A 24,499-nucleotide genomic window follows, 5' to 3' on the forward strand; every position below is an offset into this window, starting at 1 on the left:
GACAACAACGCCCCCGCTAACGAAGCGCCCCCCGCTCATACCGCCCCCGGGCCACGACCAGCGCCCCCGCGTACAACGCGAGAACAACCCCGAGCAGCAGGTAGTACGCCGTGGGCAGCACGGTCAGCCCGAGCATCGGCCCCAGCGGGGACAGCGGCAGCGCGACCCCGATGGCGGCCAGCCCGGTCGCGGCCCAGCCGACCGGGCCGAGCGAGCGCTCCGCGACCAGTCGGCGGCCGGTGCGCAGCAGCACCATCACCAGGCCCTGGGTGAGCAGGTTCTCGGTGAACCAGCCGGAGTGGAAGACCGCCTCGTCGTCGCCCGTGCCCGGCCCGTGCAGGGACAGCGCGAGGACGGCGAACGTGGCCAGGTCGGCGACGGCGTTGAGGATGCCGAATCCGGTGATGAAGCGCAGCACCTGGCGCGGACTGAGCACCGTGGGGCGGCGCAGCACCGACGGGTGCGGGCGGTCGTGGGCGAAGGCCAGCTGCACGGTGTCGAAGCACAGGTTCTGCACCAGCACCTGCGCCGGGAGCATCGGCAGGAACGGCATCAGCAGGCCCGCCGCGAGCATCGCGATGACGTTGCCGAGGTTCGACGACAGGGTGATGCGCAGATACCCGGCGACGTTGCCGCCGCTGTGCCGCCCGGCGCCGATGGCGTGCCCGATCGCGGTGAGGTCCTTCTCGGCGAGGACGACGTCGGCGATCTCCCGGGTCACGTCCGCCGCGTCGCGCGGGGCGATGCCGACGTCCGCGGCGCGCAGCGCGGGCAGGTCGTTGACGCCGTCGCCGAGGAAGCCCACGGTGTGCCCGCCGGCCCGCAGCGCGGCGGCGATGCGCGCCTTGTGCTCGGGGGTGCAGCGGGCGAACACGGTGGTACGGCGGGCGAGCGCGGTGAGTTCGGCGTCGGTGAGGGAGTCGGTCCGGTCGGCGGTCACCACCGCGTCCGGGCCGAGCTGGATGCCGAGGCCGCGGCAGGCACGGGCCGCGGTGCCGGGATGGTCGCCGGTCAGGATCTTGACGGCGACCCCCTGTCCGGCGAACGCGGCCAGTGCCTCGGCGGCGGTGGGCGCGAGGGCGTCGCGGAAGGTGACCAGGCCCTGGAAGGCCAGCCCGCGTTCGTCGGCCGGGGTGTAGTCGCGGCTGCGGGCGGGGCGTTCCGCGGTGGCGACGGCCAGCACCCGCAGCCCCTCGCGCGCGGTCCGGGCGGCGAGGTCCGCGAGCCGGTCGCGTTCGTCGTCCGGCAGCGCGCAGCGCTCCAGTACGGCTTCCACGGCGCCCTTGACGACCAGCGTGTGGGTGCCGAGGCGGTGCGGGGTGCGGACGACGGCGGTGGAGAGCCGGCGCACCGGGTCGAACGGCAGGGCGGCCACCCCCTCGTACGCCATGAGGCCGGCCTCGTCCGCCGCGTCCAGCAGCGCCTCGTCGAGGGCGTCCGGTGCGGGCAGGTCGGCGAGTTGCAGGGTCCACCAGGCGTTGACGGCCGCCCAGCGCCCGACGCCCGGGTCGGTCCGGCCGGCCGCGTCGAGGCCCCGTTCGACGACCGGCCGGTCCTGGGTGAGGGTGCCGGTCTTGTCCAGGCACAGCGTGTCGACGGCGCCCAGGTCGTGCAGCGCCGGGAGGTGTTTGACGATCACGCCGTGAGTACGGGCGAGCAGCGCCGCGCCCCTGGTCAGACAGGTGGTGACGACGACCGGCAGCATCTCCGGGGTCAGCCCGACCGCCACGGCGACGGCGAACGGCAGGGTCTCCAGGCCGCGCCCGCGCAGCGCGGCGCCCGCCATCAGCACCAGCGGCGGGGTGAGCAGCATGAAGCGGATCAGTATCCACGAGATGCCGTTCACGGACCGTTCGAAGGCGCTCGGCTCCCGGGGCCGGGCCGTCCGTCCCTCGGCGGCGGCGAGCCGGGTGTGCGCCCCGGTGGCGACGACCACGGCGGTGGCGCTGCCGGAGACCACGCTGCTGCCCTGGTGGCACAGTTGCGGCTGGTCGAACACCGCGGCGGCCTCGGTACCGGGGGCGTCCGCGACGCTCTTGGCGACGGGGGCCGACTCTCCGGTCAGTGCGGCCTGGTGCACGGTGAGCCCGGTCGCGCGCAGCAGCCGTACGTCGGCCGGGACCAGGTCTCCCGCGCCGAGTTTCAGGATGTCCCCGGGGACCAGTTCGGCCACCGGGACCTCCCGGGCGGCGGGCGCCGTCGCGGCGTCGGCGCGGCGCAGCACGGTGGAGGTGGTGGCGACCAGTTCGCGCAGCCCGGCCATGGACCGGTCGGCCCGGTGCTCCCCACTGGCGCGCAGCACGCAGCTGACCACGACCAGCAGCAGGATGACGCAGGCGGTGCCCCAGGCGAAGACGGCGGCGGAGACCACGCCGAGGCAGAGCAGCACCGCGGTGAACGGGTCCCGCAGGCCGCGTACGGCGAGCCGGAGCCAGGAGGCGTCCTGCCGGGCCGGCAGGGTGTTCTCCCCGGCGCGGGCCAGCCGGGCGGCGGCCTCGTCGTCCGTCAGGCCGCGCGGCCCGGTGTCCAGCCCTCGCAGGACCTGCAGGGTGGTGGCCGGGCCGGACGGCACGGGCACCGGGCCGACGACGGGGGCTCCTGCGATGGCGGCGACGGGGTTCACTCCGGCGTCGGCGGCAGGGTCCGCTCCGACGGGCGCGACCGGCGCTCCGGCCCCGCCCTGCCCGGCGGCGAGAGCGACCTCGGGCAGCCCCGAGCGCGGTTCGACGGCACCCCTCAGGGGGGTGGGGAACTGCGCGACGGACTGCGGCTGCGCCGAGGACGGACGACGACGCAGCACGGGCATTGCGGGAAAGCGCTTAGTCACCGGATCCAGACGCCCGGTGGGCCGCCGTGGACGGGAACTCGGCTCGGGCGGCCAGCTGTCCGACCATGAGCCGGACGACCGTGACGACGTCGGGGTCGTCGACGTAGTAGACCTGCCGGCGGCCCTCACGGCGGGAGCGGACCAGGCCGGCCAGTTTCAGTTTGGACAGGTGCTGGCTGACCGCGGGCAGCGCCCCGCCCACCCGGTCGGCGAGGTGGGTGACGTCGCTCTCGCCCTGGGACAGCGCCCACACGATGTGCAGCCGGGCGGTGGAGGCGAGCAGGCCGAAAGCGGCGGCTGCCTCCGCGAGCACCTCGGCGGAGGGGTCCTGCAAGCCACCGACGAATCGCCCCACGGCTCTCTCTCCCAACCACCCAGGTCACGGCCATCGCCCACGCGCCGCCCAGTGTAGGTGGAGGCGCGATGTTCTGAACACGTGACGAAATCCCCACAACCCTTTTCCAAGGGTGCACGCCCTCTCGTCAACGCCCCCTTGATCACCCATAGGCTTGCGCAAGCAAGCAACTCATTCCCTCGGTTGGAGGACAACGACGTGGGCATCATCGGCTGGATCATCCTCGGACTGTTCGCCGGAGGCATCGCCAAGATCCTGCTGCCCGGCCGCGACCCCGGAGGTCTGATCGGCACCACCCTGATCGGCATCGTCGGCGCCTTCATCGGCGGCTGGCTCTCCTCGCACTTCCTCGACCGTCCGGTCGAGAAGCAGTTCTTCGACCTCTACACCTGGGGCGCGGCCATCGCCGGTTCACTGGTCCTGCTCGTGGGCTACCGCATACTGTTCGGCAATTCACGCGACTGACCCGGCGGACGTCGTATCCCCGTGACCGGGGGCGTCGTACCTCTGCGACCGGGGACGACGCGCCCCTGCGACACCGCTCCGGCGGCCACCCGCCGCCGGAGCCGCCGGCCACCACGCACCGCCGCCCACCGCCGGCCCCCTGCGTGTCCTCAGCCACGGATCACGCCCGGGTGCGGCCCGGCTCGGGGGGTGCCTCCTCCCGGGTACGGATGTGCAGTACGTCACCGACGAACAGGTCGTAGACCAGCACGCCGACGACCCCGCCGATCAGCGGTCCGACGATGGGGATCCACCAGTAGTCGCTGAACGAACCGGCCAGCGAGCCCGGCAACGCCAGCTCGTTCCATCCGGCCAGCCAGGCGAGCAGGCGCGGCCCGAAGTCGCGGGCCGGGTTGATGGCGTACCCCGCGTTCGCCCCGTAGGACATGCCGATGGCCGCGACGGCGAAGCCGATCAGCAGCGGTCCGAGGTTCGCCTTGACCGCCGTGTTGCGCAGGTCGATGAGGGCGGCGACGAACATGACCAGGAACGCGGTGCCGACGATCTGGTCGAACAGCGGCCCCCAGACCGCGCCGTGGAAGTACGGGCCCGGGAACGTGCCGAAGATCGAGAACGTGGTGAGCGTGTGCCCGTTCACCTTCGGCGTCTTCAACAGGCTGTCGAAGGCGTCGATCGCGTCGTGGTAGACGCCGTACACCAGCGCCGCCCCGGCGAAGGCGCCGACCAGCTGGGACAGCCAGTACGCCGGGACCTTGACCCAGGGGAACCTGCGGCGCACCGCGAAGGCCAGGGTCACCGCCGGATTGAGGTGCGCGCCGCTGACACCGCCGGCCACGTAGATGCCGAAGACGACGGCCATGGCCCAGCCCCAGGTGATGAGCAGCCAGTCCCCTGCGCTGATGAAGAAGATCGTGGGGCCCTGCGTGCGGCCCGTACCCGGAAGACCCGCGACCGCCACCGCGACCGAACCGCAGCCGAAGGCGACGATGATCAGCGTCCCCAGGAACTCCGCCATGCATTCGCCGAGAAGGCCGCCACGCCGCCTGAGCACGGAGGGTTTGAGCAGGGGAGCGATTTCCACAGCCATGCGACCTCCTCGCAGGGACATTCCGGTCTTTACCACTATGGGTAACGACGCGATCACCCACAATTCACGATCCACCACATGCCCCCGCGGAGAGGAAGGAGGAAACGGAGAGGAAGGAGGAAGGAGGCTGTGGGGGGGCGAAGGTGACGGAAGGACGGAGGCTATGGGGGCGGCGGAGGTAACCAGGGGTACGAGCGTGGCGGGGCTACCGGGGTGACGTGCGTGTCGGGGCTACCGAGCTACCGGGCTACCGGGCTACCGGGCTACCGGGGTGACGGTTCAGCCGTCGAGGTCGTCGGCGAAGTGCCGGAAGCCGTGCCGGTCCCGGTGCAGCTCCCACAGGGTGTCCGCGAGGACGTCCGGGTCCTTGCGCGCGTGCCCCGGGACGATCGCTCCGGGGATGACGAGCTGGGCGACATGGATGCCCTCGTCCACGAGCGCGTCGTGCAGCAGATGCCCGTACGCGCTCTCGGCGGCGAAGGCGATCGAGGTGCCCGCCCGGTCCGGATGCGGGACCACCGCGGTGCCCCCGTTCACGAACAGGATCGTGCCGCGGCCCAGTTCCCGCATGCCGGGCAGCACCTGCCGCACCGCGGCGACGGGCCCGTACACGGAGAACTCGACGGGGGCGACCAGGTCCTGATACGTCGTCTCCAGGACCGGCCGCATGAAGTCCCGCCGCGGCAGCGGGCTGTACTGGAGCACCTCGACGGGACCGAGGCTCGTCGCGGCCCGGTCCAGGGCGGTCCGCAGCTGCTCGGGATCGTGCACGTCGGCGGCGAAGCCCCGCGCGTTCACTCCTTCGGCGCCGAGGGCATCGGCCAGCGCGTCCAGCCGGGCCGCGTCCCGCGCGACGAGCGCGACGTCGAAGCCCTCGCGGCCGAACCGGCGCGCGACGGCGGACCCCAGGCCGGGGCCCGCCCCGATGATGGCGATCGTGGTCATGGTGCGACCGTACTCGGCGTGCCGGACGGTCACATTCCGCCGATGGCCGCCGCGCCGTCGGCGGGCCCGGCCGCGGCCCGTTCCTGCTGGCGGGCCGTGACAGCGCGCACGACGAAGATCCCTGCCACGGCGGCACCGACTATGGCCGCGTCGGACACCAGCAGCTGCCAGACATCCGAGTAGGCGAGCTTGATCATTCCGTCGGTGGATTTCTCGCTGAACAGGCCGACACCGCTGAACAGGCCGATCAGCCACAGCACCCACCACACGTTCAGCACGGCCGGCAGCCGCTTGTCCGGCGCGCTCGCCCGGTGGACGTCGGCGACCAGCCCGCGCGGCACCCACAGGTTCATGATGGGCACGATCCAGCCCAGTACGAGCCACACCCCGTGGTACTTGGGCCGCTGCCCCGACAGCGTCCGTGCGTTGTCCCGCACCCGGTCCAGCCACAGGAGGAAGGCGAACGCACAGAGCAGCACGACGATGCCGTCCGCGCCGCTGACGAGGTGGTACGAGTTCTCCAGCGAGGTCAGCGGCCGGTGGACGCCCTCGCCCTGGTCCGGCGGACCCGAGGCGGGCTGGCCGGCCGCCGCGAGTCTGATCTCCCAGACGGCCCGGGCCAGCCAGGCGGCACCGGCGAGAAGAAGAGTCGCCATCGCCCACCGGGCCTCGGACCGGACAGGGCGCAGAGCGAGGGGCTGAGTTTTGTCATCGGTCACGGCGGCATCGTGTCCCACGGCCCGCTCCCCGCGCCAGGAAAGTAGCCCGGGTCAGGCTGTTCTGGGACCGGGCTGATACACAGCAACAGCCCAGTTCACGAAGACGCCGATGCCGTTGCCGTTGTGGATGCCGTTGCCGATGCCGTTGCTGTTGCTGTTGTGGATGCCGTTGCCCTCGCCGATGTGCCGCGCCCGCTCGGCGCCGCCGCACATGAACGGCCGTGGCCCGGGCCCCTGAAGGCGTCAGGCCATCCAGAAGAAGACCGCGGTCATCCGCTTCTGCTCCAGCGTGCCGCCCCAGTAACCGGTGGCGCCGTGCACGAGGTTGGCGCGGTACAGGAGCAGCCGGTTGTACCGGTGCGGGACCCGTACGTCCTCCGCGAAGGCGTCCGGCGCCACGAACCGCGTGCCGAGGGCTTCGACGAGGTTGTTGTGGGGCGCCTGGACGACGTTGCCGCCGAGCCGCCCGCCGGGCAGGTACTGCCGGAAGAAACTCGTCCCGCAGTTCCTGGGGACGGCGGGGTTGAGGTAGAGCACGGCGGCGTACCGGCACAGGGCGCGCGAGTCGGTGTGCGGGCGCGGGTCGCTCTCGCCCTCGCCGACGACCTGTACGCAGTTGTGGTCGAGCGTGCCGCCGCCGGGCGTCCGCTGCACCCACAGCTCCCTGGCCCCCGTCACCCGCTTCACCAGCCGCTCGACGCGGGCGAGTTCGGCGGGCTCAAGACCCGGCATGCTCCGCAGCCCGGGCCAGGTCTGCGCCGTGTACGGATATCCCTTGGCCCAGTCGTCCCGCCCCAGACAGCGCTGCCGCACGGCGTCGATCCCGGGCAGGACGTCGTCCAGCACCCAGTAGTCCCGCCCCTGGGCGGGCTTGCGGTAGGGCAGGACCGGAAGCGCCCCGGGCACCCGGGACGGAGGCTGTGGGGGCATACGGCGAATCTAGAGGCGCCCCGAGTCCCGGCTCCCCCGCGAACAAGTCAACTCTTCTTTGCCAACTCCTGAGGCACTGACGGGACTTGCCCGCGTACATGACCTCAGTCGCCCCGGGCCCCGGTGCCTTCGACCGTCTCCAGGTACAGCGACACGTACCGCTCCACGTCCACGTCCAACGCCACGTCCACCAGGGCCTGTTCACGCATGTCGCCGTGGATCTCCGCCTCGCCCGGGCGCAGCCGGCGGTCGACGATCGTCTGGCCGCGGGCGGGACCGGGAGCGAGGGAGACCTCCACCGGCAGCCGGCGGGTGCCGAGGCCGGCCGGGTCCGCGACCGCGCACACCGCGCCCGCGTCGCCGAGCCCACCGGACGGCTCGTCGCCGTCGGGGGCGCCCGGGACGGCCCCGGCCGGGCGGTGGGCCAGCAGTTCGCCGGCCAGCCGGGCACCCGGCTCGGTGCTCGCCCGCAGCCGCCGGATGTCCGCGCCGGGGACCAGCACCCGGGTGAACACGTCGAGGCCGTACATGGTGATCGGCACCCCGGCGGTGAGCAGGATCGCCGCCGCCTCCGGGTCGTGCCAGACGTTGAACTCCGCGACGGCCGTGGCGTTCCCGGTGTTCACCGCGCCGCCCATGAACACGATCCGCTCGATGTTGCCGGTGACCTCCGGATGCGTACGCAGCAGCAGCGCGATGTTGGTCAGCGGCGCGGTCGGGATCAGGGTGACCGGGCGGGGCGAGCCCAGGATCTCGCGGCGCAGCAGGGTCACCGCGTCGACGTCGACGGGCCCGCGGGCCGGGGCGGGCAGCCCGAGGTCGCCCATGCCGTCCTGCCCGTGCACGTGCCGGGCCGAGCGGGCGGGTTCGATCAGCGGGCGTTCGGCGCCGCGCGCCACCGGGACGTCCGGGGCGCCCGCCCGCTCCAGCACGGTGAGGGTGTTGCGGACCACGCCGTCCACGTCCGTGTTCCCGGCGACACAGGTCACCGCCCGCAGGTCGAGGCCCGGGTGGCGGACGGCGAACAGCAGGGCCAGGGCGTCGTCGACCCCGGTGTCGCAGTCGATGATCACGGGGGTGGGGGTGTTCTGATCGGTCACGGGGGGCTCCTCCGCTCCTGTTTCGCCTCCCGACCCTACGCGCCCGCCCCTACCGCGCCGCCCCGGCCGCCATTCCCCCCTTACCCCCATCCGTCATTCCCACAGCACGGTCCCCCGCGCCCCGATCCGGGCGGCGATCCGGTGCAGCAGGTCGTCGACGGGCAGCGGCCCCGGTCGGCGCCCGTCCCGCAGCCGCAGTGCCGCCAGCCCGCCGTCGGCCTCCCGCGCACCGATCACCGCCTGGTACGGGACGAGGCGGGCCGCCCGGACGCGGGCGCCGAGACTGCCGTGCTCGGGGCCCGCGTGCTCGGCGCGCAGCCCACGCGCCCGCGCCTCGTGCACCACCGCCCGGGCCTGCTCCTGCTGGTCCTCGGCGACCGGCAGCACGACGAGTTGCACCGGCGCCAGCCACGCCGGGAGTGCGCCGCCGTGCTCCTCGACGAGGTGGGCCACGGCCCGTTCCACGCTGCCGATGATGCTGCGGTGCACCATCACGGGCCGGTGCCTGGCCCCGTCGGCGCCGATGTAGTGCAGGTCGAAACGGGCGGGCTGGTGGAAGTCGATCTGAACGGTGGAGAGGGTGGCCTCACGGCCCGCGCCGTCCACGACCTGGACGTCGATCTTCGGGCCGTAGAAGGCGGCCTCGCCCGCCGCCTCCTCGTAGTCGAGGCCGGACGCGGCGAGCACGTCCCTCAGCAGGGCGGTGGCCCGGCCCCACAGCTGCGGGTCGGCCACGTACTTGCCGCCCTCGCCGGGCAGCGAGAGCCGGTACCGGGCGGCGCCGATGCCGAGGTCGGCGTAGGCGCGGGCGATCAGTTCGAGGGCGCCGCGGGCCTCCTCGGCGGCCTGCTCCAGGGTGCAGAAGATATGGGCGTCGTTGAGATGGATGGCCCGTACGCGGGTGAGTCCGCCGAGTACGCCGGACAGCTCCGCCCGGTACATGGCGCCCAACTCGGCGATGCGCAGCGGCAGTTCCCGGTAGCTGTGGGAACGGGAACGGTAGACGAGGGCATGGTGCGGGCAGAGGCTGGGGCGCAGTACGACCTCCTCGGCGCCGAGCCGCATGGGCGGGTACATGTCGTCGCGGTAGTGGTCCCAGTGGCCGGAGATCTCGTACAGCTCGCGCTTGCCGAGCACGGGCGAGTACACGTGCCGGTATCCGGCCCGGCACTCGGCCTCGCGGACGTACTCCTCCAGGGTGTGCCGGACGACGGCACCGGCGGGCAGCCAGTACGGCAGCCCCGCGCCCATCAGCGGATCGGTGTCGAACAGCTCCAGCTCACGGCCGAGCCTGCGGTGATCGTGCATGGTCGTCTCCTCTTGGCCTTGGGCCTTTGGCTTCTTGGCCTCATGGCGGGCTGGCCTCTTGGCGGAGGGCGAGTGACCACGCGACGAAGCCCCGGGGCACTCGCCCCGGGGCTTCGGACAGTCAGGTGTCAGCGCGCCGGGACGGACTCCGGCGTCGTCGTGGTCGACGGCTGCGGCTGGGCGCGCTTCATGGCGGGGACGGTAGCAAGGGGGGCGGAGGGTGGGCGAGCGGTTTTCCGGCACGTGCGCTTCGGCGGCTCGGGGGTCCCGTCCTGACCCCGTCCCACCTGGGGTGGAGCCCCTCGCGGTTCCTGTGACAGTGGCGCCCGCTTGACGAACGAGGGCATGTGTCGAACTGGTTTGAACCGTGCGGGCAGCAGGGTCGTAGTAGTGGTGGCCGGTTTGGGGTTCCGTTACCCGAAATACTCCATGCATCTTGAATGAGGTGGTTTTTTATGGCTCCACCAACGCCCGAACCTTCGGACTCCGGGAAGCAGCCGGAGAAACGGCAGCGACTTCCTGACGACCGCCCTGCTTTGCCGCCCCCTGATGGGCAGCCAAAGACCGCCGATGATCGGGGGACGGGGCTGACGGGGAAGAAAAAGAAGAAGAAGGACGCCAAAGACAAGTCCGAAGCGGCGCGTGCTGGGTGGGACGCGATGTCGCGGGAAAGGCAGACGGAACAAATCGAGCGTCTGCAGAGGGCGCGCGAGGCTTATCAGCAAGCTCGCCCGAACGTAGCGGAGGTGAATCAAGCGACGAGTGCCGGCCTGGTTCAGAGATACAAATGGATGAGTCCGTTGCCCGCTGCTTCCAGTTCTGCACAGTCGCCCGCCTCCGATGGTGGCCAGGCGGCCTCAAGCGGGTCTGCCGTCCCGAGTCCCGCGTCCAAGGACAGCAAAAAGCGGCGCCGATGAGGCAGGAGCCCTGCGTCCAGGCCGTCTCAAGCCGACCTTGCATCTCCTCGCCTGCCGGACAGAGACAGGCTTCGGGGTGACCGGAGGACAGCAGAAACCGGCTCCGGCCCGCCATGCAAACCAGGTGTCCTGCGGTCGGTGCGGGGCACGCGCAGCCCGCGCCGCCCGGCGGTGAGCACCGCGAGCCGCATCCCGCTCATGTCTCGACGTGAACGGGATGCGGCTCGCTGCACGAAGGCAACCGGACCGGGATGTGCTTCGACGACGACGCCACGGAAAGCTTCCGGATCACCGGGAGACCTCAGCTCATGCCCGGACACGGCACACCGGAGACCGCTCACCCGGACGGCCCGCCGGGCTGGTGGCCCGGCCCGGCAGGTGATCCCTTGGGGAAAACGATCAAAGGATTCGGACGAGGTCGAGCGATGTCGGAAGACGGACCTCGGACTCGTACCCGAACCCGGCAGCCCCAGGAGCCCGCGATGTCCCTGCCCCCGGCCCGCCTCCGCGCCGCATCCGGTCTCGCCTGCGCCGTCGCCGTGCTGCTCACCGCCTCCGGGTGTCTCGCCAAGGACCCCGGCCGGGCGGCGGCCCCCGCGTCCGCCCGGCCCCCGGCAAAGCCGCCCGCCCCGGCCGGGACCTCCGCCCTCACCGCCGCGCAGGCGCAGGCCGCGCTGATCACCGTGGACGATCTGGGCGTGCCGTGGGAGCAGACGCAGGGCGCCGCGACCTGGCGGGACGGGCTGCTGAAGGCGGTCACCGACGAGCCCGACTGCCAGCGCCTGCTGGAAGCGCTGTACACCGACGAACTGCTGGGCGACGCCACCGGAATGCACGCGGTGACCGCACTCGACGACGGGGACGAGGGGGCGCAACTGCGCTACCAGGTCGCCACCCGCGGCCCGGCCGACGTGGACCGCACCCTGTCCTGGCTGAACGGGCTGCCGGAGAAGTGCAGCGAGTTCACCGCCGCCACCACGGCCGCGGGGACGCAGGACGTCCAGGTCTCGGAGATCGACCTGCCGCAGGTCGGCGACGCCCGGCAGGGCCTGCGGATCACCCTGACCGGCGAGGCCGCGACCGACTCCGAGTCCGAGAGCGAGTCGGAGGAGGCCGAGTCCAGCGTCCTCACCCTGGACGTGGCCGCCGTACGGGTCGGCAAGGACACGATCGTCCTCTCCAACGGCTCCCTCGGCGACGTGTCGGCGGACGCCACCAGCCAGGCCCTGGAACTCGGCGCCCAGCGGCTCACCCAGGTCCGGCAGGACGGCCGGGTGCAGGCGTGACGCAGGGCCGCGGCGCGCCGCTCACAGCGGCGGCTGCGCCGGTGCGGGTCCGAGGGTGGTGGTGCCGGGGGCCGTACGGTGGCCGAGTCCGGTGCGGTAGGCGTCCAACGCGGCCTCGACCCGTCCGGTGCGGCGCAGCAGGTCGCCGAGGAGGCGGCACAGGTCGGCGAGGTCACCGGCGGCGCCCGCCCGTTCCAGCAGGCTCAGCGCGCGTACGTAGTGCTCCTCGGCGGCCTCCGTGTCCCGGGCGTCCTCGGCGATGATGCCGAGCAGCCGGTGCGCGGCGGCCGAGTGGACGGCGCCGCGCTCGGAGGAGAGGTCGCCCAGCACCTCGTGCAGCAGCTCGGCCGCCTCCTCCGACTTGTCGCGCCGGTGCAGCACGTCGGCGAGTTCGACGGCGGCCTGGCTGCTGTAGAGAGCGGCTCGCTGGGCGGACAGCATCGCCAGCGCCGTGCGCAACTCTTCCTCGGCACGCTCCAGTTCGCCGTCCTGGGCGTACACGTAGCCGCGCATCCAGTGGCAGTTGGCGAGTTCGGTACGGATCTGGAGCTGGCGGTACAGCTCGGCGGCCTTGGCCAGCGAGGCGTCGGCCTCGGCCACCCGGCCCTCGGCGAGCAGGGTACGGGCCACCGAACGGTGCATCCGGGCGACCAGCGCGGGATCGGCGACCTGCGGCGCGAGAGCGAGCGCGAACTCGGCGGCCTGGGCGGCGCGGGCATGGGCGCCCATGTCCATGTAGGGCCCGATGACGCTGGCGTACAGCAGCAGCAGCGCGTCGGGATCGTGCAGCCCGCACCGGTTCAGCTCGTCCAGGGCGGATTCCATCAGGTAGACGGCGTACCGGAGTTCACCGGCCAGGTAGTGCGCGACGGCGCGTCCGCGTACGGCGGGCACCCGCACCGGCAGCGGCTCCCCGGCCTGGCAGCTCTCGGCCCGCTCGAAGTACTCGCGCGCCTCGGTCAGGTCACCGGTGTCCAGGCCGCACTCGCCGAGCCCGAGCAGCGCGGTGGCCTGCTCGTCGACCAGCCCGTACGTCTCGGCCTCGGCGAGCAGCGCGCCGTACCGGCCGGCGGCTTCCTCGGCCGCCCCGGCGGCCAGGGTGCGCTGCGCCCCGGTGAGCCGTAGCCGCAGGTCGGTCGCGAGGTGCGCGGGCCGCCCGGCGGCCAGTTCCTCGAAGGCGACGCCGAGCCGCCCGGCGATGTGCCGCAGCGCCTCGTCGGAGGCGCGCACCCGCCCGGCCTCCAGCGTGGAGATGTAGGCGGGTGTGTAGGCGGGTTCGGCCAGTTGCCGCTGGGTCAGTCCGCGCGCGGTGCGCAGCCGCTGCACGCGTCGTCCCACGGTCTCCGGGTCGTCTCGTTCCAGCATTCCGCCGTTCCCCCAACCACCCTGGCACCCTTGCCGTCAGGCTCCGAGAGCCCCTAGGTTAAACGGCGGATTAAGCATGCTTAATAGGCCGCTGTTGTTGCGAGGTAGCCGTGCTCGGACGATCATCCGCGCGTTACGGACGCCCCACCGCATTCCCCCACCTCCAGCTCCGTTCCCTCTGGAGAACCGCCACCGCCCGGGGGCTGGCCGCCGCCCTGCTGGCGGCGGGCGTTCTGATCACGGTGGCGAACGTCGGCCCGGCCCGGGCCGCCTCGGACGCCCCGTCCCCTACGGCCGTCCAGGGCACGGCGCGTTAGGCGCTCGGCCTGCACGGTACGCCGGGCGGGTTGGTCATCACACGTCGACGGACCCGGTGTACCACCGGGTCCGTGTCGGCATGGAGCGGGGGCCGCCCGCGTGCGGTCCGCCTCAGTTGGTGAAGATGGCGGAGGCTTCTTCGGGGGACGTGTGCCAGCTGCTGACGACCGGCTTGTCCTCGACGAACGAGCCGACATTCAGGGACTCCGGGTTCGGGTCGTCGCTCGCGACGCTGACGATGAGGTCCTGGTACTCCACGCCGTCGTTGTTGTTGGTGGTCTTCGGGTTCACGGCGGCGTAGACGGCGACGCCTTGCTTCAGCGTGATCGGCTGGCCCGCGGACTGCTCGGCGTTCTCGGCCTCCGTGCCGCCCGAGCCGAAGGCCACGACCGGCAGGTCGGCGGGGACGACGCAGGTGATACCGGGCTTGGCCTCACCCTTGATCATGAAGAAGCCGCCGGCCTGGGTCTCCGTGGTCACGCTCCAGGAGATGTCATTGGTACCGCAAGCCTGCCCGTACCCGTCCTTGTCCTTGGAGGTGTCGGTGCCGTCCGCGGCCCCGCCGCCGGAGGAAGAGGAACCCGAAGCGTCGGAACCGCTGTTTCCGCCGCCGTTGTTCCCACCCTTGGTCGTGCCGGAGGTGTCCGTCGAGCCCGTCGGGGTGGACGTCGCCGAGGAGCCCGCGGAGGCGTTCACACTGGCCGCGCCGGTCGCGGACGAGGTGGCGGTGCCCTGGCACGCTGTCATCAGCAGGCTCGCGCCGAGCACGGCGGAAGCGGCAAGGGCGGTGCGCAGGCGAACGTTCATGATCGGTTTCCTCCACGGTGACGGTTGCGGGATGCCGGTTGCGGGTGCCGGTTACCCGGTGCCGCTTGCTTACGACCGGTGTGATGTCGGCCCCCGGCTGCGAGTTCGGGCCGTCCCACGTCCATGACACCGCTGTCACGCTCCCGTGACACAACTCCCCGAAACCACGGGACGAAGCGGGGCTCATATGTCAAAAAGGGGCACGGCCTGATGGCCATGCCCCTTCCCGTTCACCGTGTTCAGACGGTGTCGCGCAAGATCACTTGAGGTCGCGCAGAAACGCGGTCCAGATGTCCGCCGCGACGGCGAACGACCCCGCCTCGGGGTTCTTCGAGTCCCGAACGGCAACCCGGGCGGCGAGGTCGGCCACCTCGACGCATTCACCGCCGTTGCTGCCGCTGTACGAGGACTTACGCCACGCGGCGGCGCCGAGTGCGGCGCATTCGACGCATTCACCGCCGTTGCTGCCGCTGTACGAGGACTTACGCCACTGAGCGCGGTTCGGATCCAACTTGCTCCCCATAGCGTTCCTCCATCACGCGGGCGATCAGGACTGCCGACTCCCTCGGAGAAAGAGCCTCGGCCTGAAGGCGAGCGTAACCGACCGAACGCTCTCTGATGACGTCAGGATTCGCCGTCATATGGCCCGAGTCGTAGCTCTCGCTGTAGTGCAAGTCGGGATGGTCGTCGAACCGCAGGACGGTGAACGATCCCATCATCCCGGTGTGCTGACCCGTCACGAACGGCAGCACCTGGAGTTCCATCCACGGCTTCCCGAAGCTCTTGAGCAGATGGGCGAGTTGTTCCCGCATGACCTCATGGCCGCCGATCTCGCGGTACAGCACGGCCTCGTCCAGCACCGTCCAGACCACCGGTGGCTGCTCTCGCCGAAGGACCCGCTGGCGTTCCACTCGTGCCGCCACCATGTCGTCGAGTTGGTCCCCCTGCTCGACGCTGAGGACAGCCCGCGCGTACGCCTCCGTCTGAAGCAACCCGTAAACCAACTGACACTGATACGTCGAGATGTAGGCGGCCTTCGCCTCCATCTCCGCGTACGGCTGGAACCAGTGCGGCAACTGGCTGCGCAACACCAGCCCCACCAACCGCGAAAAACACCCGTCCGTCATCAGGGCCGCGTCCACCCGTTCGGCGAACTCCCGCGTCGGCACCTTCAGTGTGGTCTCGATCTGGCCGACCAGTGAGCCCGTGCAGAAGATGGCCCCGCCCAGCTCCTTCTGTGTGAGCCCCGCTTCCTCGCGTTTTCTGCGCAGCTCGTAGCCGAAGTAGTCCAACGGCGAGGCGCCGGGGTCGAGTTGACGGATATGCACCATGCTGGAGACACCTCCGAGCCGACGCCGCGCGTCGTTACGTCTTCTTTGTGTCCGATCAGTAGCCCAGAGTAGTCATTCGGCTGTGCTCCAGTGGTGCGAACGGGGAAAGTGCAAACGCTGCCGCGGTGCGCGCCCGGCCTGTTCACGGTCGCGCCGGGGTGCGGGCCCCGACGCCAAGGGCGCCGGAGTTTTTGTCAGTGGCGTGACTTATGCTTCGCCTCCTAGTCTTCTCACATTCGCCACACATGGCTCTCAGGGGAGCTTCACAACTGCCGTGCCGTGGCGCCCACATACGTTCAGTCAGCTTCAGTTTCGTTCCGGGGGGTTCGATTCAACGTGCGTATCCGCACTACTCTCACGGCCGCCACCACCCTTGCGGTCCTCTTCAGCTCGGCGGCGCTCGCCGCCGCTCCGGCGTATGCCAACACCAGCAAGATCCTGCCGGTCAAGTCGACCGGTGACATCGTGGTGGACGGCGTCCACCAGCAGGTCTTCATCAGCGACCCGAGCAACGGCAAGATCGTCGTCACCGACTACGCGGGCACCGTCGTCAAGCAGCTCACCACCGACCTGTCCGGTGTCCACGGCCTTGAACTGTCCGCCGACTCCGGCACGCTCTACGCGGCCGTGGAGGACCTGGACGCCATCGCCGTCATCGACACCGCGACCGACACCGAGACCACCCGCTACGCGGTCGGCGACAAGCCGCTGAGCGTCGCCCTCGCGGGCGGGAAGCTGTGGTTCGGCTACGGCGACTCCGCGGCGGGCAACATCGGCTCCGTCGACCTGGCCGGCGAGCAGCATGAGGTCACCCTCGGCCAGGGCAGCGCGTACTCGGCGCCCCTCCTGGACGCGGCACCCGGCTCCGACATCCTGGTCGCGGGCCAGCCCGGCATGAGCCCGTCCGGCATCACCTCGTACGACGTCTCCTCGGGCACCGCCACCAGGCTGGCCGGAACCGATGCCGGCAGCAACCTCCGGGACCTCAAGGTGACCCCGGACGGCAAGGACGTCGTGGTGGCCAGCGGATCGCCTTACTACCACCAGGTGTTCAAGACCGCCGACCTCACCGAGGACGGCAAGTACTCCAGCGCCGCCTACCCGAACGCGGTGGCCATCGCGCCCAACGGTACGGTCGCGGTCGGCACCGACCATAACGAGCCGGACGTCTACGTCTTCCGTCCGGGCAGCAGCCAGGCCATACGCACGTACGCCTTCCCCAACACCGGCAACACCAGCGGCGCCGACAACCTCGCCGCCGCAGGCCTGGCGTTCTCCCCGGACAGCAGCCGCCTGTTCGCGGTGACCCAAAACAGCAACGACGTGTACTCCCTGCGCGAGTACGACTCCCCGGCCAAGGCGGCCACCATCATCACGGTGAACGCCCCGACGTCGGCGCCGCGCGCCAAGAGTCTGACCGTCACCGGCAAGGTCACCTCGACGATCGCGCTCCCGGCCGGTGCCAAGCTCGCCGTCACCCGGACCGATCTGGACTCCCCGAAGGGCAAGACCCTGCCCTCGGTGACGGTCAAGGCCGACGGCGCCTTCTCCTTCGCCGACACCCCGCCGGCCGGCGGCAAGGTGACGTACCGGGTTGCCTACGCGGGCGACGCCGACCACACGGCCGGCGCCGTCTCCGACTCCGTCAACGTCTCGCGCGCCACGCCGACGCTGACCCTGAACAACAACCACAAGGTGTTCTCGTACGGCGCCGACGTGAAGTTCACGGCGCACCTCGGGCCGACGTACAAGAACCGCAAGGTGGAGATCTGGGCGGACCCGTACGGCGGGGACAGGCCCAACAAGCTGGTGAAGTCCGGCACGGTCAACTCCAGCGGGAACCTCTACGTCACCCTGGACCTGACCCGGGACGCCAAGGTCACCGCGAAGTTCGCGGGCGACTCCCGCTACGGGTCGCGGACGGTGACGAGCACGGTCGGCGCCAGGGTGAGCGTGTCCAGTTCGCTCAGCGGCCAGTACAAGGCCAAGAGCGCGTGGGGCCACACCTACTACTTCTTCCACAAGACCAAGAACCCGCTGTTCACGACGAAGATGTCGTACTATCCGGGCCGCGACGAGCGCATGGACTACCAGGTGTACTACCAGGGCCGGTGGTACTCGGGCGACTCGCAGTACTTCGGGCTCGGCACCTCCGGCGTCGCCAAGATCACCCTGACCGGCAACCACGCGTCGGACGTCGGCTGGCGCTTCCGGGTGCGGGCTGCCTACGTCAAGGGCGGCTCGGGCGACTCGGTGAACTCCACGACGTACGGCGCCTGGAAGTACTTCACCTTCACCAGCTAGCACCGCTGAGCACGTCAGATCTGGGTGGGCGGCCCCGTCACCGTGAGGGTGACGGGACCGCCCACCCGCTGTTCGGAACGACTCCGGCAGGGCTCACCACTTGCCCGACGGCACCGGCGGCCGGCTCAGCCCTGCGTCTGAAGCTGCTGCAACTGCTGCTGCACATGGTCCAGCGCGCCCTGCCTGCGCCCAGGCACCCGTAGGCGCAACTCCGCGAGCGCGGGTCCGAGTTCGCGGGCGCGGGCCGGGTCGTCGATGCGGCCCCACTGGTGGTGGGCCCGGTCCACGGCCGCCTCCACGGCGGGCGCGTCGGCACTCTGACCAGCCGTCAGCCGGGCGCTCGCCACCGCCAGCCAGGTGCGGCAGCTGCGCACCGGGTCCCCGGCGAACATCGCGAGGTCCGCGCGGACCTCGGTCCAGTGCAGCGCGTCCTCGGAGCCCGGCCCGTACGCCCGTACCGCGGTCTGCTCCCACTCCGCGGCCAGCGCGTCGGCCTCGGCGTGCCGTCCGGCCTGCACGGCGGCGGAGATCGCGGCGTGCGGATCGCCGCCCGTCGCGGCCGGCGCCGTCAGCAGGATGTCGCCCGCCACCTCGTCCCCCAGCCGGGCCACCACCTGCTGGTGCAACTGGTCCAGCGGCGGCCGGTGCCCGCTGCGCAACACCGTCGCCACCGCCTTCATGTACGACGGCGCGGCCACCGTGCGCCGCGCCGGGGGCGGCGCGATCCGGCCGTGCACCGGGTTGCTGTGGCCCGAGTCGAGCGGCGTGGACCGCAGGTGCTGCCAGGTCTCGGCGTCCGCGTGCAGATCGACGACGAGGGTGGTCGCGCCGGACGGGCGCAGCCGCAACTCCTCGCGGATCCAGTGCCAGGGGAAGGCCGTGTAGCGGACGGTCGCCGGGGTGGTGCGGGCCAGCGCCAGATGCGGCAGGTGCTGGCGCCGGTCGAGCTGGAGCTGACCGGTGACGAACACGGTCAGCGGGCCGGGGGCCGCCGCGGCGGCGCGCAGCCTGGTCAGCACGGCCTGCGGCTCCAGCGGATCGGCGAGTTCGACCACGTTGGCGGTGTCCGTACCGGCGAGCACGTCGGGCGCGACGGCCGCGAGAACGGGGAGCACGGAGGCAGCGTCCACCAGGCGCCCCCGGCCCATCGGCGAGGCCGCGAGCAGCAGCACGGTTCCGGGCATCGTCCCTCCCCTGTCGATCACCTACGGCAGCACGATATGCGCTGCCGGTGCAAAGAAGGGTCTCAGGGACGCAATCGTCCCCCTACGGGGAGCCCTTCCGGGTGCCCGTCCGGCAACCGCCGGACCGCGAAGACCGTGGTGTCGTCGCCGAGCCGCGCACCGGTGTGCCGCAGCGTGCCGTCCCGCACCATCGCCGCCAGCCGGGCCGGATCGGCGGTGCGCGGATCCTCGGCCACCGCCCGGGCCACCTCCGCCGACAGCGGATAGAACGTCCCGGTCCCGTCCCTGGCCTCGGTCACCCCGTCGGTGACCAGCAGCAGCGTCTCGTCGGCGGCCAGCGGTACCCGGCACTCCCGCGGCGGTGCGTCCGCGAACTCGCTCATGCCGAGCGGCAGCCCCGCACCGAGCGACAGCCGCCGGACCCCGTCGGCGCGGACGGCCAGCGGGGGTTCATGACCGCAGTTGACGATCCCCACGTAGCCCGAGTCGTGGACCGGGAAGCCGATCAGCAGCGCGGTGGCGAACCGCTCACCGTCGCCCCGGCCCAGCGCGGCGACATGCCGGCGGTGGCGCTGCATCCGGGTCTCCAGGCGGGCGGCGACGTCCGCAAGGCCCGGCTCGTGGTAGGCCGCCTCCCGGAAGGAGCCGAGCAGCGCGGCGGCCGTGGCCACCGCGCTCAGGCCCTTGCCCTGCACATCGCCGACCAGGACGCGGGAGCCGTAGGGGCCGGGCTGGATGTCGTAGAAGTCGCCGCCGACGCGGGCGTCGGTGTCCGCGGTCAGATAGACGGCCGCGTTCTCCAGGCCGGCCCAGGAGTCCGGCAGCTCGCGCTGCACGGTACGGCGGGTGATCTCGACGACGTCCCGCATGTGCAGCATCCGCCGCTCGACGCTCAGCCGGAACCCGGACGCCAGCGTGGCCAGGCAGCCACCGAGGGCGACCAGCACGAAATCGGCGAGGCCCGCCCGGTACTGGAGCGGCCAGGCGATGTCCACGAGGGCGTAGGCGAGCACCGAGACGGCGGCGAACCCGGCCGTGGTCCACACCCCGCAGATCGCGGCGGCCGTCCCGGGCACGAGCACGATCCAGGCGATGATCCGCAGCCGCTGGTGGGTGTCGACGTCGACCAGGACGATCAGGACCAGCAGCAGGAGCGGCAGCAGCCACGCGAGGCTGTGACCGCGGATCCGCAGCGTCTGCCGCGGCGGTAGCTCCTCGTCGGTCACGCGCCCGGCCCGCCTTTCATCGGATTCAGCGAAACATGAGCGGGCACCGGCCGCATCCGGGCACCCGGTCCGCACGACTTGCCGGGCCGTCGGCCCAGGTGTGCCCTGGACAACAGGGGGCGAAGGAGAGAAAGGGGAGAAAGGAGAGAAACGAGGGCGGGGAGAGACACGGGGGGTGGAGAGAGAGGAGTGGTCTCATGGCTCACGCGGCTTCCGCGCCCGGGGACGGGCCCCGGGCGGCGGCCCACGGATCCCAGGGCTACGGATCCCAGGCCCCCGGGCTCCAGATCCACCGGACGCCCGACATCTTCAGCGGGCGTGCCCACGCGCTGGCCCGGCTGGCCTTCCCTGTCCTGCTCGGACTCGTCTACGGCTACTGGGCCGCGGCCAACCGGCGCTTCGGCGGCCCCATCACCGGCTGGAACATCCTGTTCGGCTTCGTGACCGCGGTCGCCTTCATCCTGGTCTACCTGGGCGTTCAGGCCCTCGCCCCGCGCCTGCGACGGGAACTGCACGCCCTGCTGTGGGCCGCCTTCACGGGCATCGCCTTCGGCTTCCTGTTCAGCCAGGCCGCGTCCGCGCCGTCCGTACTGCGCAGCGCCGGTCTGTCACTGATCATCGCGGCGGTCACGTTCATCATCATCTTCTACCGGTATTACACACACGAGGACGCGCAGGGGCACCGCATCCGCTGACCGGCATCCGCGCGCGGCATGCGTACAGCGGCGGCACCGAAAAGACCCCCCATACGCCCCGAAGACCACCCGAATGGCGGCTTACCGCTCGCGACCCGCGCCCGAAGGCCGTTGGCTGGCAGAGTGCCCCCACGTCTCAGGAACGCCCTGTCGGCGGCGCTGATCGCACTGGCCTGCCTGCTCGTGCCGTTCGGCGCGCTGGCGGCCTGGGCGGCGTACGGACTCGCCGACACCGGCCGGTACGTCACGACGATGGCGCCGCTCGCCACCGACCCCGACGTGCGCAACGCGGTCGCGGACACCGTCGGCGCCGGCATCATGCGGGAGGTCGACCAGAAGCTCGACGTCCGCCCGGTGCGGGGCGCCGTCGGACCCTTCGTGCACGACGCGGTGCACTCCTTCACCCAGACCCGCGCCTTCCGTCTCGCCTGGGACGAGGGGAACCGGGCCACCCATGACGCGGTGCTGCGCGCCCTGCGCGACGAGGACACCGAGGACGACTACCTCGACGAGCCGGTCACCGTCGATCTCGCTCCCGTCACCGCCCAGGTCAAACGGCAGCTCGCCGAGGACCACATGCCGCTCGCGGGCCGGATCCCGGTCGAGCACACCACCTTCGCCGTACTCCCCGCACAGGAACTGGCCCCCCTCCGGAAGGGATTCCACGTGCTCGAAGTCGCCGGGTTCTGGCTCCCCGTCGCGGCCGTCGTCTTCGCCGTCGCCGGGATCGCCCTCGCCGTCCACCGCCGTCGCGCGATCACCGCGACCGCGCTCGGCACGGCCCTGGGCGGCGCGCTGCTCGCCCTCGCCGTCGCCATCGGCCGCCGCCTCACCCTCGCCGACCTGCCCGCCGACCTCTCGCAGCCGGCCGTCGGCGCCGTCTACGACGCCCTCACGGCCACCCTGCGCACGGTCTCCTGGCTGCTGGTGGGCCTCGGCCTCACGGTGGCCGTGGCCACCTGGCTGACCCGGAACGTACGGATTCCGTCCGCCCGGACCCGTGCCCTGCCGGACCGCCGGACCGCCCGCTACCCGGAGCCCCTGACCCCGTTCGAGGACGAGAGCGCGCAGGCCGAAGCGGGGGTCGGCGGACGCTGGCCGCCGGGCGGACCCACCGCCACACCGGGGGCGTGAGCCCCCGCCGTGCGCGGGGCTCACAGGACGACGTCACGCACCGTACGTACCGGAGGGCGTGCGCCGGGGCCCCGGGCACGCCCTCCGGTGTGTGCGTCAGACGCCGATGTCGCCGCCGTCCGCGCGCCACACCGCGACCACCGCAGGCCGCGTGATCTTCCCGGGTCCGTCCGGCCAGGCGCTCGCCGGCTTCTCCACCGACGCCCCGTCGATCTCGCCCGGGTGCTGCACGGCGACCAGGACGCGCCGGTCCTGCACGATCGGACCGCAGGTCTCGGCGCCGTTCGGCATGGTCAGGAACTGCTTCAGCTCACCGCGCCGGTCGCCCCTGGTGGCGACGCCGAACAGGCCGTCGTGGGTGCCGAGCGCGTTGCCGTCGGTGGAGATCCACAGGTTGCCGTGCGGGTCGAAGGCCACGTTGTCCGGGCAGGAGATCGGGCTGACCTTGTCCTTCGGGAAGCCCGCGAAGTAGGTCGCCGGGTCGGCGGGGTCACCGGCGACCAGGAACACCGACCAGGCGAAGGAGGTGGCGTCGGCGCGGTTGTGCCGCTCGGTGAGTTCGAGGATGTGCCCGTGCTTGTTGGTGGTGCGCGGGTTGGCCTCGTCGGGGGCGGCGTAACCGGCCTTGCCACGGTTGGTGTTGTTGGTGAGCGCGACGTACACCTTGCCGGACTGCGGCGACGGCTCGATGTCCTCCGGGCGGTCCATCTTCGTGGCGCCCACCTTGTCACCGGCCAGCCGCGTGAAGACCAGGACCTCTTGAACGGTCATGCCCTCGACGTGCGAGACGGCTCCGTGCTCGGTGGCGGTGACCAGCGGGATCCAGGTCCCGCTGCCGTCGAACTCGCCGTCGGCGGGCAGCTTGCCGGTGCCGTCGATGTCGCTCGCGGGCGAGTCACCGGTCAGCTTGGCGACGTACAGGGTGCCCTCGTCCAGCAGCGAGAGGTTGTGCTCGCGCGCGGAACGGCTGTCGCCGTGCCTCATCCGCTTGCTGCCGACGAACTTGTAGAAGTAGTCGAAGCGCTCGTCATCGCCCGTGTACACGACGGGACGGCCGTCCGCCGTCATCCGCACGGTCGCCGCCTCGTGCTTGAACCGGCCGAGCGCGGTGTGCTTGCGGGGCGTGGAGGTGGGGTCGTACGGGTCGAACTCGACGACGTATCCGAACCGGTGGGCCTCGTTGGGCTCCTGCGCGATGTCGAACCGCTTGTCGAACCGCTCCCACTTGCGCTCGGTGGCGCCGGTGCCGATGCCGTACCGCGCGTCCGTGGGCCGGTTGGCGTTCGCGAAGTACTGGTTGAAGTTCTCCTCGCCGTGCAGCGTGGTGCCCCACGGGGTGGTGCCGCCCGAGCAGTTGTTGAGAGTGCCGAGCACCTTGCGGCCGGTCGGGTCGGCGGAGGTCTTCAGCAGGCTCGACCCGGCGGCGGGGCCGGTGAGCCTGAACTCGCTGGTCGCGGTGATCCGCCGGTTGAGGTGGTGCCGGCTCACGACAGTGAGCTTCCCGCTCCTGCGGTCCTCCGCCACGACGACGGCCGACAGACCGTGCGCCGCCCAGGCGACCTCGACCTGCTGCCGGGTGGGGTTGGCGGCGTCGTAGCCGCGGAACATCAGTACCTCGTCCGTGTACTCGTGGTTGGCCACGAGCAGCTGCCGGCCGTGCTCGCCGGGTACCGGCAGCAGGGCGAGGAAGTCGTTGTTGTACCCGAACTGCCCGGCCTGCGCGGCGGCCGTCTGGTGCTCCGGGTCGAAGGCGGGCGCACCGCGCAGAATCGGTTCTCCCCAACGGATGACCACGTTCTGCTGGTAGCCGTCGGGCACGGTGACGGCGTCGGCGGTGTTCGGGGCCACCGGGCTGAACCGCAGCCCGCGCGCACCCTGCTGGGGCTTGCCCGGCTTGCCGGTTGCGCTGGGTGTGCCGGGCTTCGCCTCCGCGGCAGCCGCCTGCGGGGCACCGGCGACGACGGCGGAACCGGCCGCGGCAGCCACGGTCACCGCGGCTGCGGCCCGCAGCGCCCCGCGACGGCTCAGGGCACCCGCGATGACATCGCCGACGTACTCGTTGGAACTGGTGTTGGGCACCTCGTGGAAACAGGCGTCACCACACCGGAAACGGCAGGTCATGGCGGAACGCCCACCCGAATGCGAGCCGATGACGGGCAGCAGATTGCGCACTTTACTCTCCCCTTGCAAGCCTTT

The 24,499-nt window shown here is 71.7% G+C and carries 22 protein-coding genes; 6 read left to right on the plus strand and 16 right to left on the minus strand.

Annotated features, from left to right (window positions below):
* Nucleotides 1-16: 16 nt before the first annotated feature.
* Nucleotides 17-2,605 (minus strand): magnesium-translocating P-type ATPase, encoded by a 2,589-nt coding sequence (gene mgtA / locus ACFYPJ_RS06040; protein ID WP_389011614.1) that lies wholly within the window; start codon nt 2,603-2,605, stop codon nt 17-19.
* Nucleotides 2,606-2,819: 214 nt separating this feature from the next.
* Entirely contained in the window at nt 2,820-3,182 is a 363-nt protein-coding gene (locus ACFYPJ_RS06045) for an ArsR/SmtB family transcription factor (RefSeq protein WP_389011160.1), read from the minus strand.
* A 198-nt stretch (nt 3,183-3,380) separates the two neighbouring features.
* On the opposite strand from ACFYPJ_RS06045, the gene ACFYPJ_RS06050 reads away from it, so the two are divergent.
* Entirely contained in the window at nt 3,381-3,647 is a 267-nt protein-coding gene (locus ACFYPJ_RS06050) for a GlsB/YeaQ/YmgE family stress response membrane protein (protein WP_389011617.1), read from the plus strand.
* A gap of 160 nt (nt 3,648-3,807) precedes the next feature.
* On the opposite strand, the gene ACFYPJ_RS06055 is transcribed toward ACFYPJ_RS06050, so the two are convergent.
* The 7 genes from ACFYPJ_RS06055 to thrS form a co-directional block, all read right to left on the minus strand.
* Nucleotides 3,808-4,734 (minus strand): MIP/aquaporin family protein, encoded by a 927-nt coding sequence (locus ACFYPJ_RS06055; protein ID WP_389011163.1) that lies wholly within the window; start codon nt 4,732-4,734, stop codon nt 3,808-3,810.
* A 279-nt stretch (nt 4,735-5,013) separates the two neighbouring features.
* On the minus strand, nt 5,014-5,679 hold the full coding sequence (locus tag ACFYPJ_RS06060) for an SDR family NAD(P)-dependent oxidoreductase (protein WP_389011166.1): 666 nt from the start codon (nt 5,677-5,679) through the stop codon (nt 5,014-5,016).
* A 29-nt stretch (nt 5,680-5,708) separates the two neighbouring features.
* A complete protein-coding gene (locus ACFYPJ_RS06065; protein ID WP_389011169.1) occupies nt 5,709-6,335 on the minus strand; it encodes a DUF4328 domain-containing protein in 627 nt (208 codons plus the stop codon).
* Between the two features lie 114 nt (nt 6,336-6,449).
* A complete protein-coding gene (locus ACFYPJ_RS06070) occupies nt 6,450-6,611 on the minus strand; it encodes a hypothetical protein (RefSeq protein WP_389011172.1) in 162 nt (53 codons plus the stop codon).
* A 30-nt stretch (nt 6,612-6,641) separates the two neighbouring features.
* Nucleotides 6,642-7,328: a DUF6445 family protein gene (locus tag ACFYPJ_RS06075; RefSeq protein ID WP_389011175.1), complete on the minus strand. Its 687-nt coding sequence runs from the start codon at nt 7,326-7,328 to the stop codon at nt 6,642-6,644.
* Between the two features lie 104 nt (nt 7,329-7,432).
* Entirely contained in the window at nt 7,433-8,428 is a 996-nt protein-coding gene (locus tag ACFYPJ_RS06080) for a nucleoside hydrolase (protein WP_389011178.1), read from the minus strand.
* A 93-nt stretch (nt 8,429-8,521) separates the two neighbouring features.
* Entirely contained in the window at nt 8,522-10,171 is a 1,650-nt protein-coding gene (gene thrS / locus ACFYPJ_RS06085) for a threonine--tRNA ligase (RefSeq protein ID WP_389011180.1), read from the minus strand.
* 964 nt (nt 10,172-11,135) lie between these two features.
* Here thrS and ACFYPJ_RS06090 point away from each other — a divergent pair.
* Nucleotides 11,136-11,939 (plus strand): hypothetical protein, encoded by an 804-nt coding sequence (locus ACFYPJ_RS06090; protein WP_389011183.1) that lies wholly within the window; start codon nt 11,136-11,138, stop codon nt 11,937-11,939.
* A 21-nt stretch (nt 11,940-11,960) separates the two neighbouring features.
* Here the strand turns inward: ACFYPJ_RS06090 and ACFYPJ_RS06095 are convergent, their stop codons facing one another.
* Complete coding sequence (locus tag ACFYPJ_RS06095) at nt 11,961-13,304, minus strand: tetratricopeptide repeat protein (protein ID WP_389011186.1); 1,344 nt, start codon at nt 13,302-13,304, stop codon at nt 11,961-11,963.
* Nucleotides 13,305-13,414: 110 nt separating this feature from the next.
* Here ACFYPJ_RS06095 and ACFYPJ_RS06100 point away from each other — a divergent pair, with 110 nt between their 5' ends.
* Nucleotides 13,415-13,621 (plus strand): hypothetical protein, encoded by a 207-nt coding sequence (locus ACFYPJ_RS06100; RefSeq protein ID WP_389011188.1) that lies wholly within the window; start codon nt 13,415-13,417, stop codon nt 13,619-13,621.
* Between the two features lie 112 nt (nt 13,622-13,733).
* Here the strand turns inward: ACFYPJ_RS06100 and ACFYPJ_RS06105 are convergent, their stop codons facing one another.
* The 3 genes from ACFYPJ_RS06105 to ACFYPJ_RS06115 form a co-directional block, all read right to left on the minus strand.
* Nucleotides 13,734-14,429, minus strand: coding sequence for a DUF4232 domain-containing protein (locus ACFYPJ_RS06105; protein WP_389011191.1), 696 nt, complete (start codon nt 14,427-14,429; stop codon nt 13,734-13,736).
* 259 nt (nt 14,430-14,688) lie between these two features.
* Complete coding sequence (locus ACFYPJ_RS06110) at nt 14,689-14,952, minus strand: DUF397 domain-containing protein (protein WP_389011194.1); 264 nt, start codon at nt 14,950-14,952, stop codon at nt 14,689-14,691.
* A complete protein-coding gene (locus tag ACFYPJ_RS06115; protein ID WP_389011197.1) occupies nt 14,912-15,760 on the minus strand; it encodes a Scr1 family TA system antitoxin-like transcriptional regulator in 849 nt (282 codons plus the stop codon). Before ACFYPJ_RS06115 ends, ACFYPJ_RS06110 begins: the two co-directional genes overlap by 41 nt.
* Before the next feature lie 342 nt (nt 15,761-16,102).
* Here ACFYPJ_RS06115 and ACFYPJ_RS06120 point away from each other — a divergent pair, with 342 nt between their 5' ends.
* A complete protein-coding gene (locus ACFYPJ_RS06120) occupies nt 16,103-18,064 on the plus strand; it encodes an Ig-like domain repeat protein (protein WP_389011619.1) in 1,962 nt (653 codons plus the stop codon).
* 125 nt (nt 18,065-18,189) lie between these two features.
* Here the strand turns inward: ACFYPJ_RS06120 and ACFYPJ_RS06125 are convergent, their stop codons facing one another.
* Nucleotides 18,190-19,248 carry a hypothetical protein gene (locus ACFYPJ_RS06125; RefSeq protein WP_389011200.1) on the minus strand — a complete coding sequence of 353 codons (1,059 nt, stop codon included), beginning with the start codon at nt 19,246-19,248 and terminating at the stop codon, nt 18,190-18,192.
* Between the two features lie 62 nt (nt 19,249-19,310).
* Nucleotides 19,311-20,474, minus strand: a complete 1,164-nt coding sequence (locus tag ACFYPJ_RS06130) for a PP2C family protein-serine/threonine phosphatase (protein ID WP_389011203.1) — start codon at nt 20,472-20,474, stop codon at nt 19,311-19,313.
* 197 nt (nt 20,475-20,671) lie between these two features.
* On the opposite strand from ACFYPJ_RS06130, the gene ACFYPJ_RS06135 reads away from it, so the two are divergent.
* The gene (locus ACFYPJ_RS06135; protein ID WP_389011206.1) at nt 20,672-21,169 is read left to right on the plus strand and encodes a hypothetical protein; all 498 of its coding nucleotides are present in this window, start codon (nt 20,672-20,674) and stop codon (nt 21,167-21,169) included.
* Between the two features lie 123 nt (nt 21,170-21,292).
* Entirely contained in the window at nt 21,293-22,303 is a 1,011-nt protein-coding gene (locus ACFYPJ_RS06140) for a hypothetical protein (RefSeq protein ID WP_389011209.1), read from the plus strand.
* 96 nt (nt 22,304-22,399) lie between these two features.
* Here the strand turns inward: ACFYPJ_RS06140 and ACFYPJ_RS06145 are convergent, their stop codons facing one another.
* Nucleotides 22,400-24,475 (minus strand): PhoX family protein, encoded by a 2,076-nt coding sequence (locus tag ACFYPJ_RS06145; protein WP_389011211.1) that lies wholly within the window; start codon nt 24,473-24,475, stop codon nt 22,400-22,402.
* Between the last annotated feature and the right edge of the window lie 24 nt (nt 24,476-24,499).

The sequence above is a fragment of the Streptomyces sp. NPDC006012 genome, from assembly GCF_042871185.1.
GTDB lineage: Bacteria > Actinomycetota > Actinomycetes > Streptomycetales > Streptomycetaceae > Streptomyces.

Coding starts and splice junctions, on each gene's coding strand:
- thrS (WP_389011180.1), bottom strand. CDS start 10,171: ATGCATGGAGTATTTCGGGTAACGGAACCCCAAACCGGCCACCACTAC.
- ACFYPJ_RS06065 (WP_389011169.1), bottom strand. CDS start 6,335: ATGGCGACTCTTCTTCTCGCCGGTGCCGCCTGGCTGGCCCGGGCCGTC.
- ACFYPJ_RS06055 (WP_389011163.1), bottom strand. CDS start 4,734: ATGGCTGTGGAAATCGCTCCCCTGCTCAAACCCTCCGTGCTCAGGCGG.
- ACFYPJ_RS06135 (WP_389011206.1), top strand. CDS start 20,672: ATGGCTCACGCGGCTTCCGCGCCCGGGGACGGGCCCCGGGCGGCGGCC.
- ACFYPJ_RS06095 (WP_389011186.1), bottom strand. CDS start 13,304: ATGCTGGAACGAGACGACCCGGAGACCGTGGGACGACGCGTGCAGCGG.
- ACFYPJ_RS06075 (WP_389011175.1), bottom strand. CDS start 7,328: ATGCCCCCACAGCCTCCGTCCCGGGTGCCCGGGGCGCTTCCGGTCCTG.
- ACFYPJ_RS06125 (WP_389011200.1), bottom strand. CDS start 19,248: ATGCCCGGAACCGTGCTGCTGCTCGCGGCCTCGCCGATGGGCCGGGGG.
- ACFYPJ_RS06115 (WP_389011197.1), bottom strand. CDS start 15,760: ATGGTGCATATCCGTCAACTCGACCCCGGCGCCTCGCCGTTGGACTAC.
- ACFYPJ_RS06090 (WP_389011183.1), top strand. CDS start 11,136: ATGTCCCTGCCCCCGGCCCGCCTCCGCGCCGCATCCGGTCTCGCCTGC.
- ACFYPJ_RS06105 (WP_389011191.1), bottom strand. CDS start 14,429: ATGAACGTTCGCCTGCGCACCGCCCTTGCCGCTTCCGCCGTGCTCGGC.
- ACFYPJ_RS06070 (WP_389011172.1), bottom strand. CDS start 6,611: ATGTGCGGCGGCGCCGAGCGGGCGCGGCACATCGGCGAGGGCAACGGC.
- ACFYPJ_RS06110 (WP_389011194.1), bottom strand. CDS start 14,952: ATGGGGAGCAAGTTGGATCCGAACCGCGCTCAGTGGCGTAAGTCCTCG.
- ACFYPJ_RS06060 (WP_389011166.1), bottom strand. CDS start 5,679: ATGACCACGATCGCCATCATCGGGGCGGGCCCCGGCCTGGGGTCCGCC.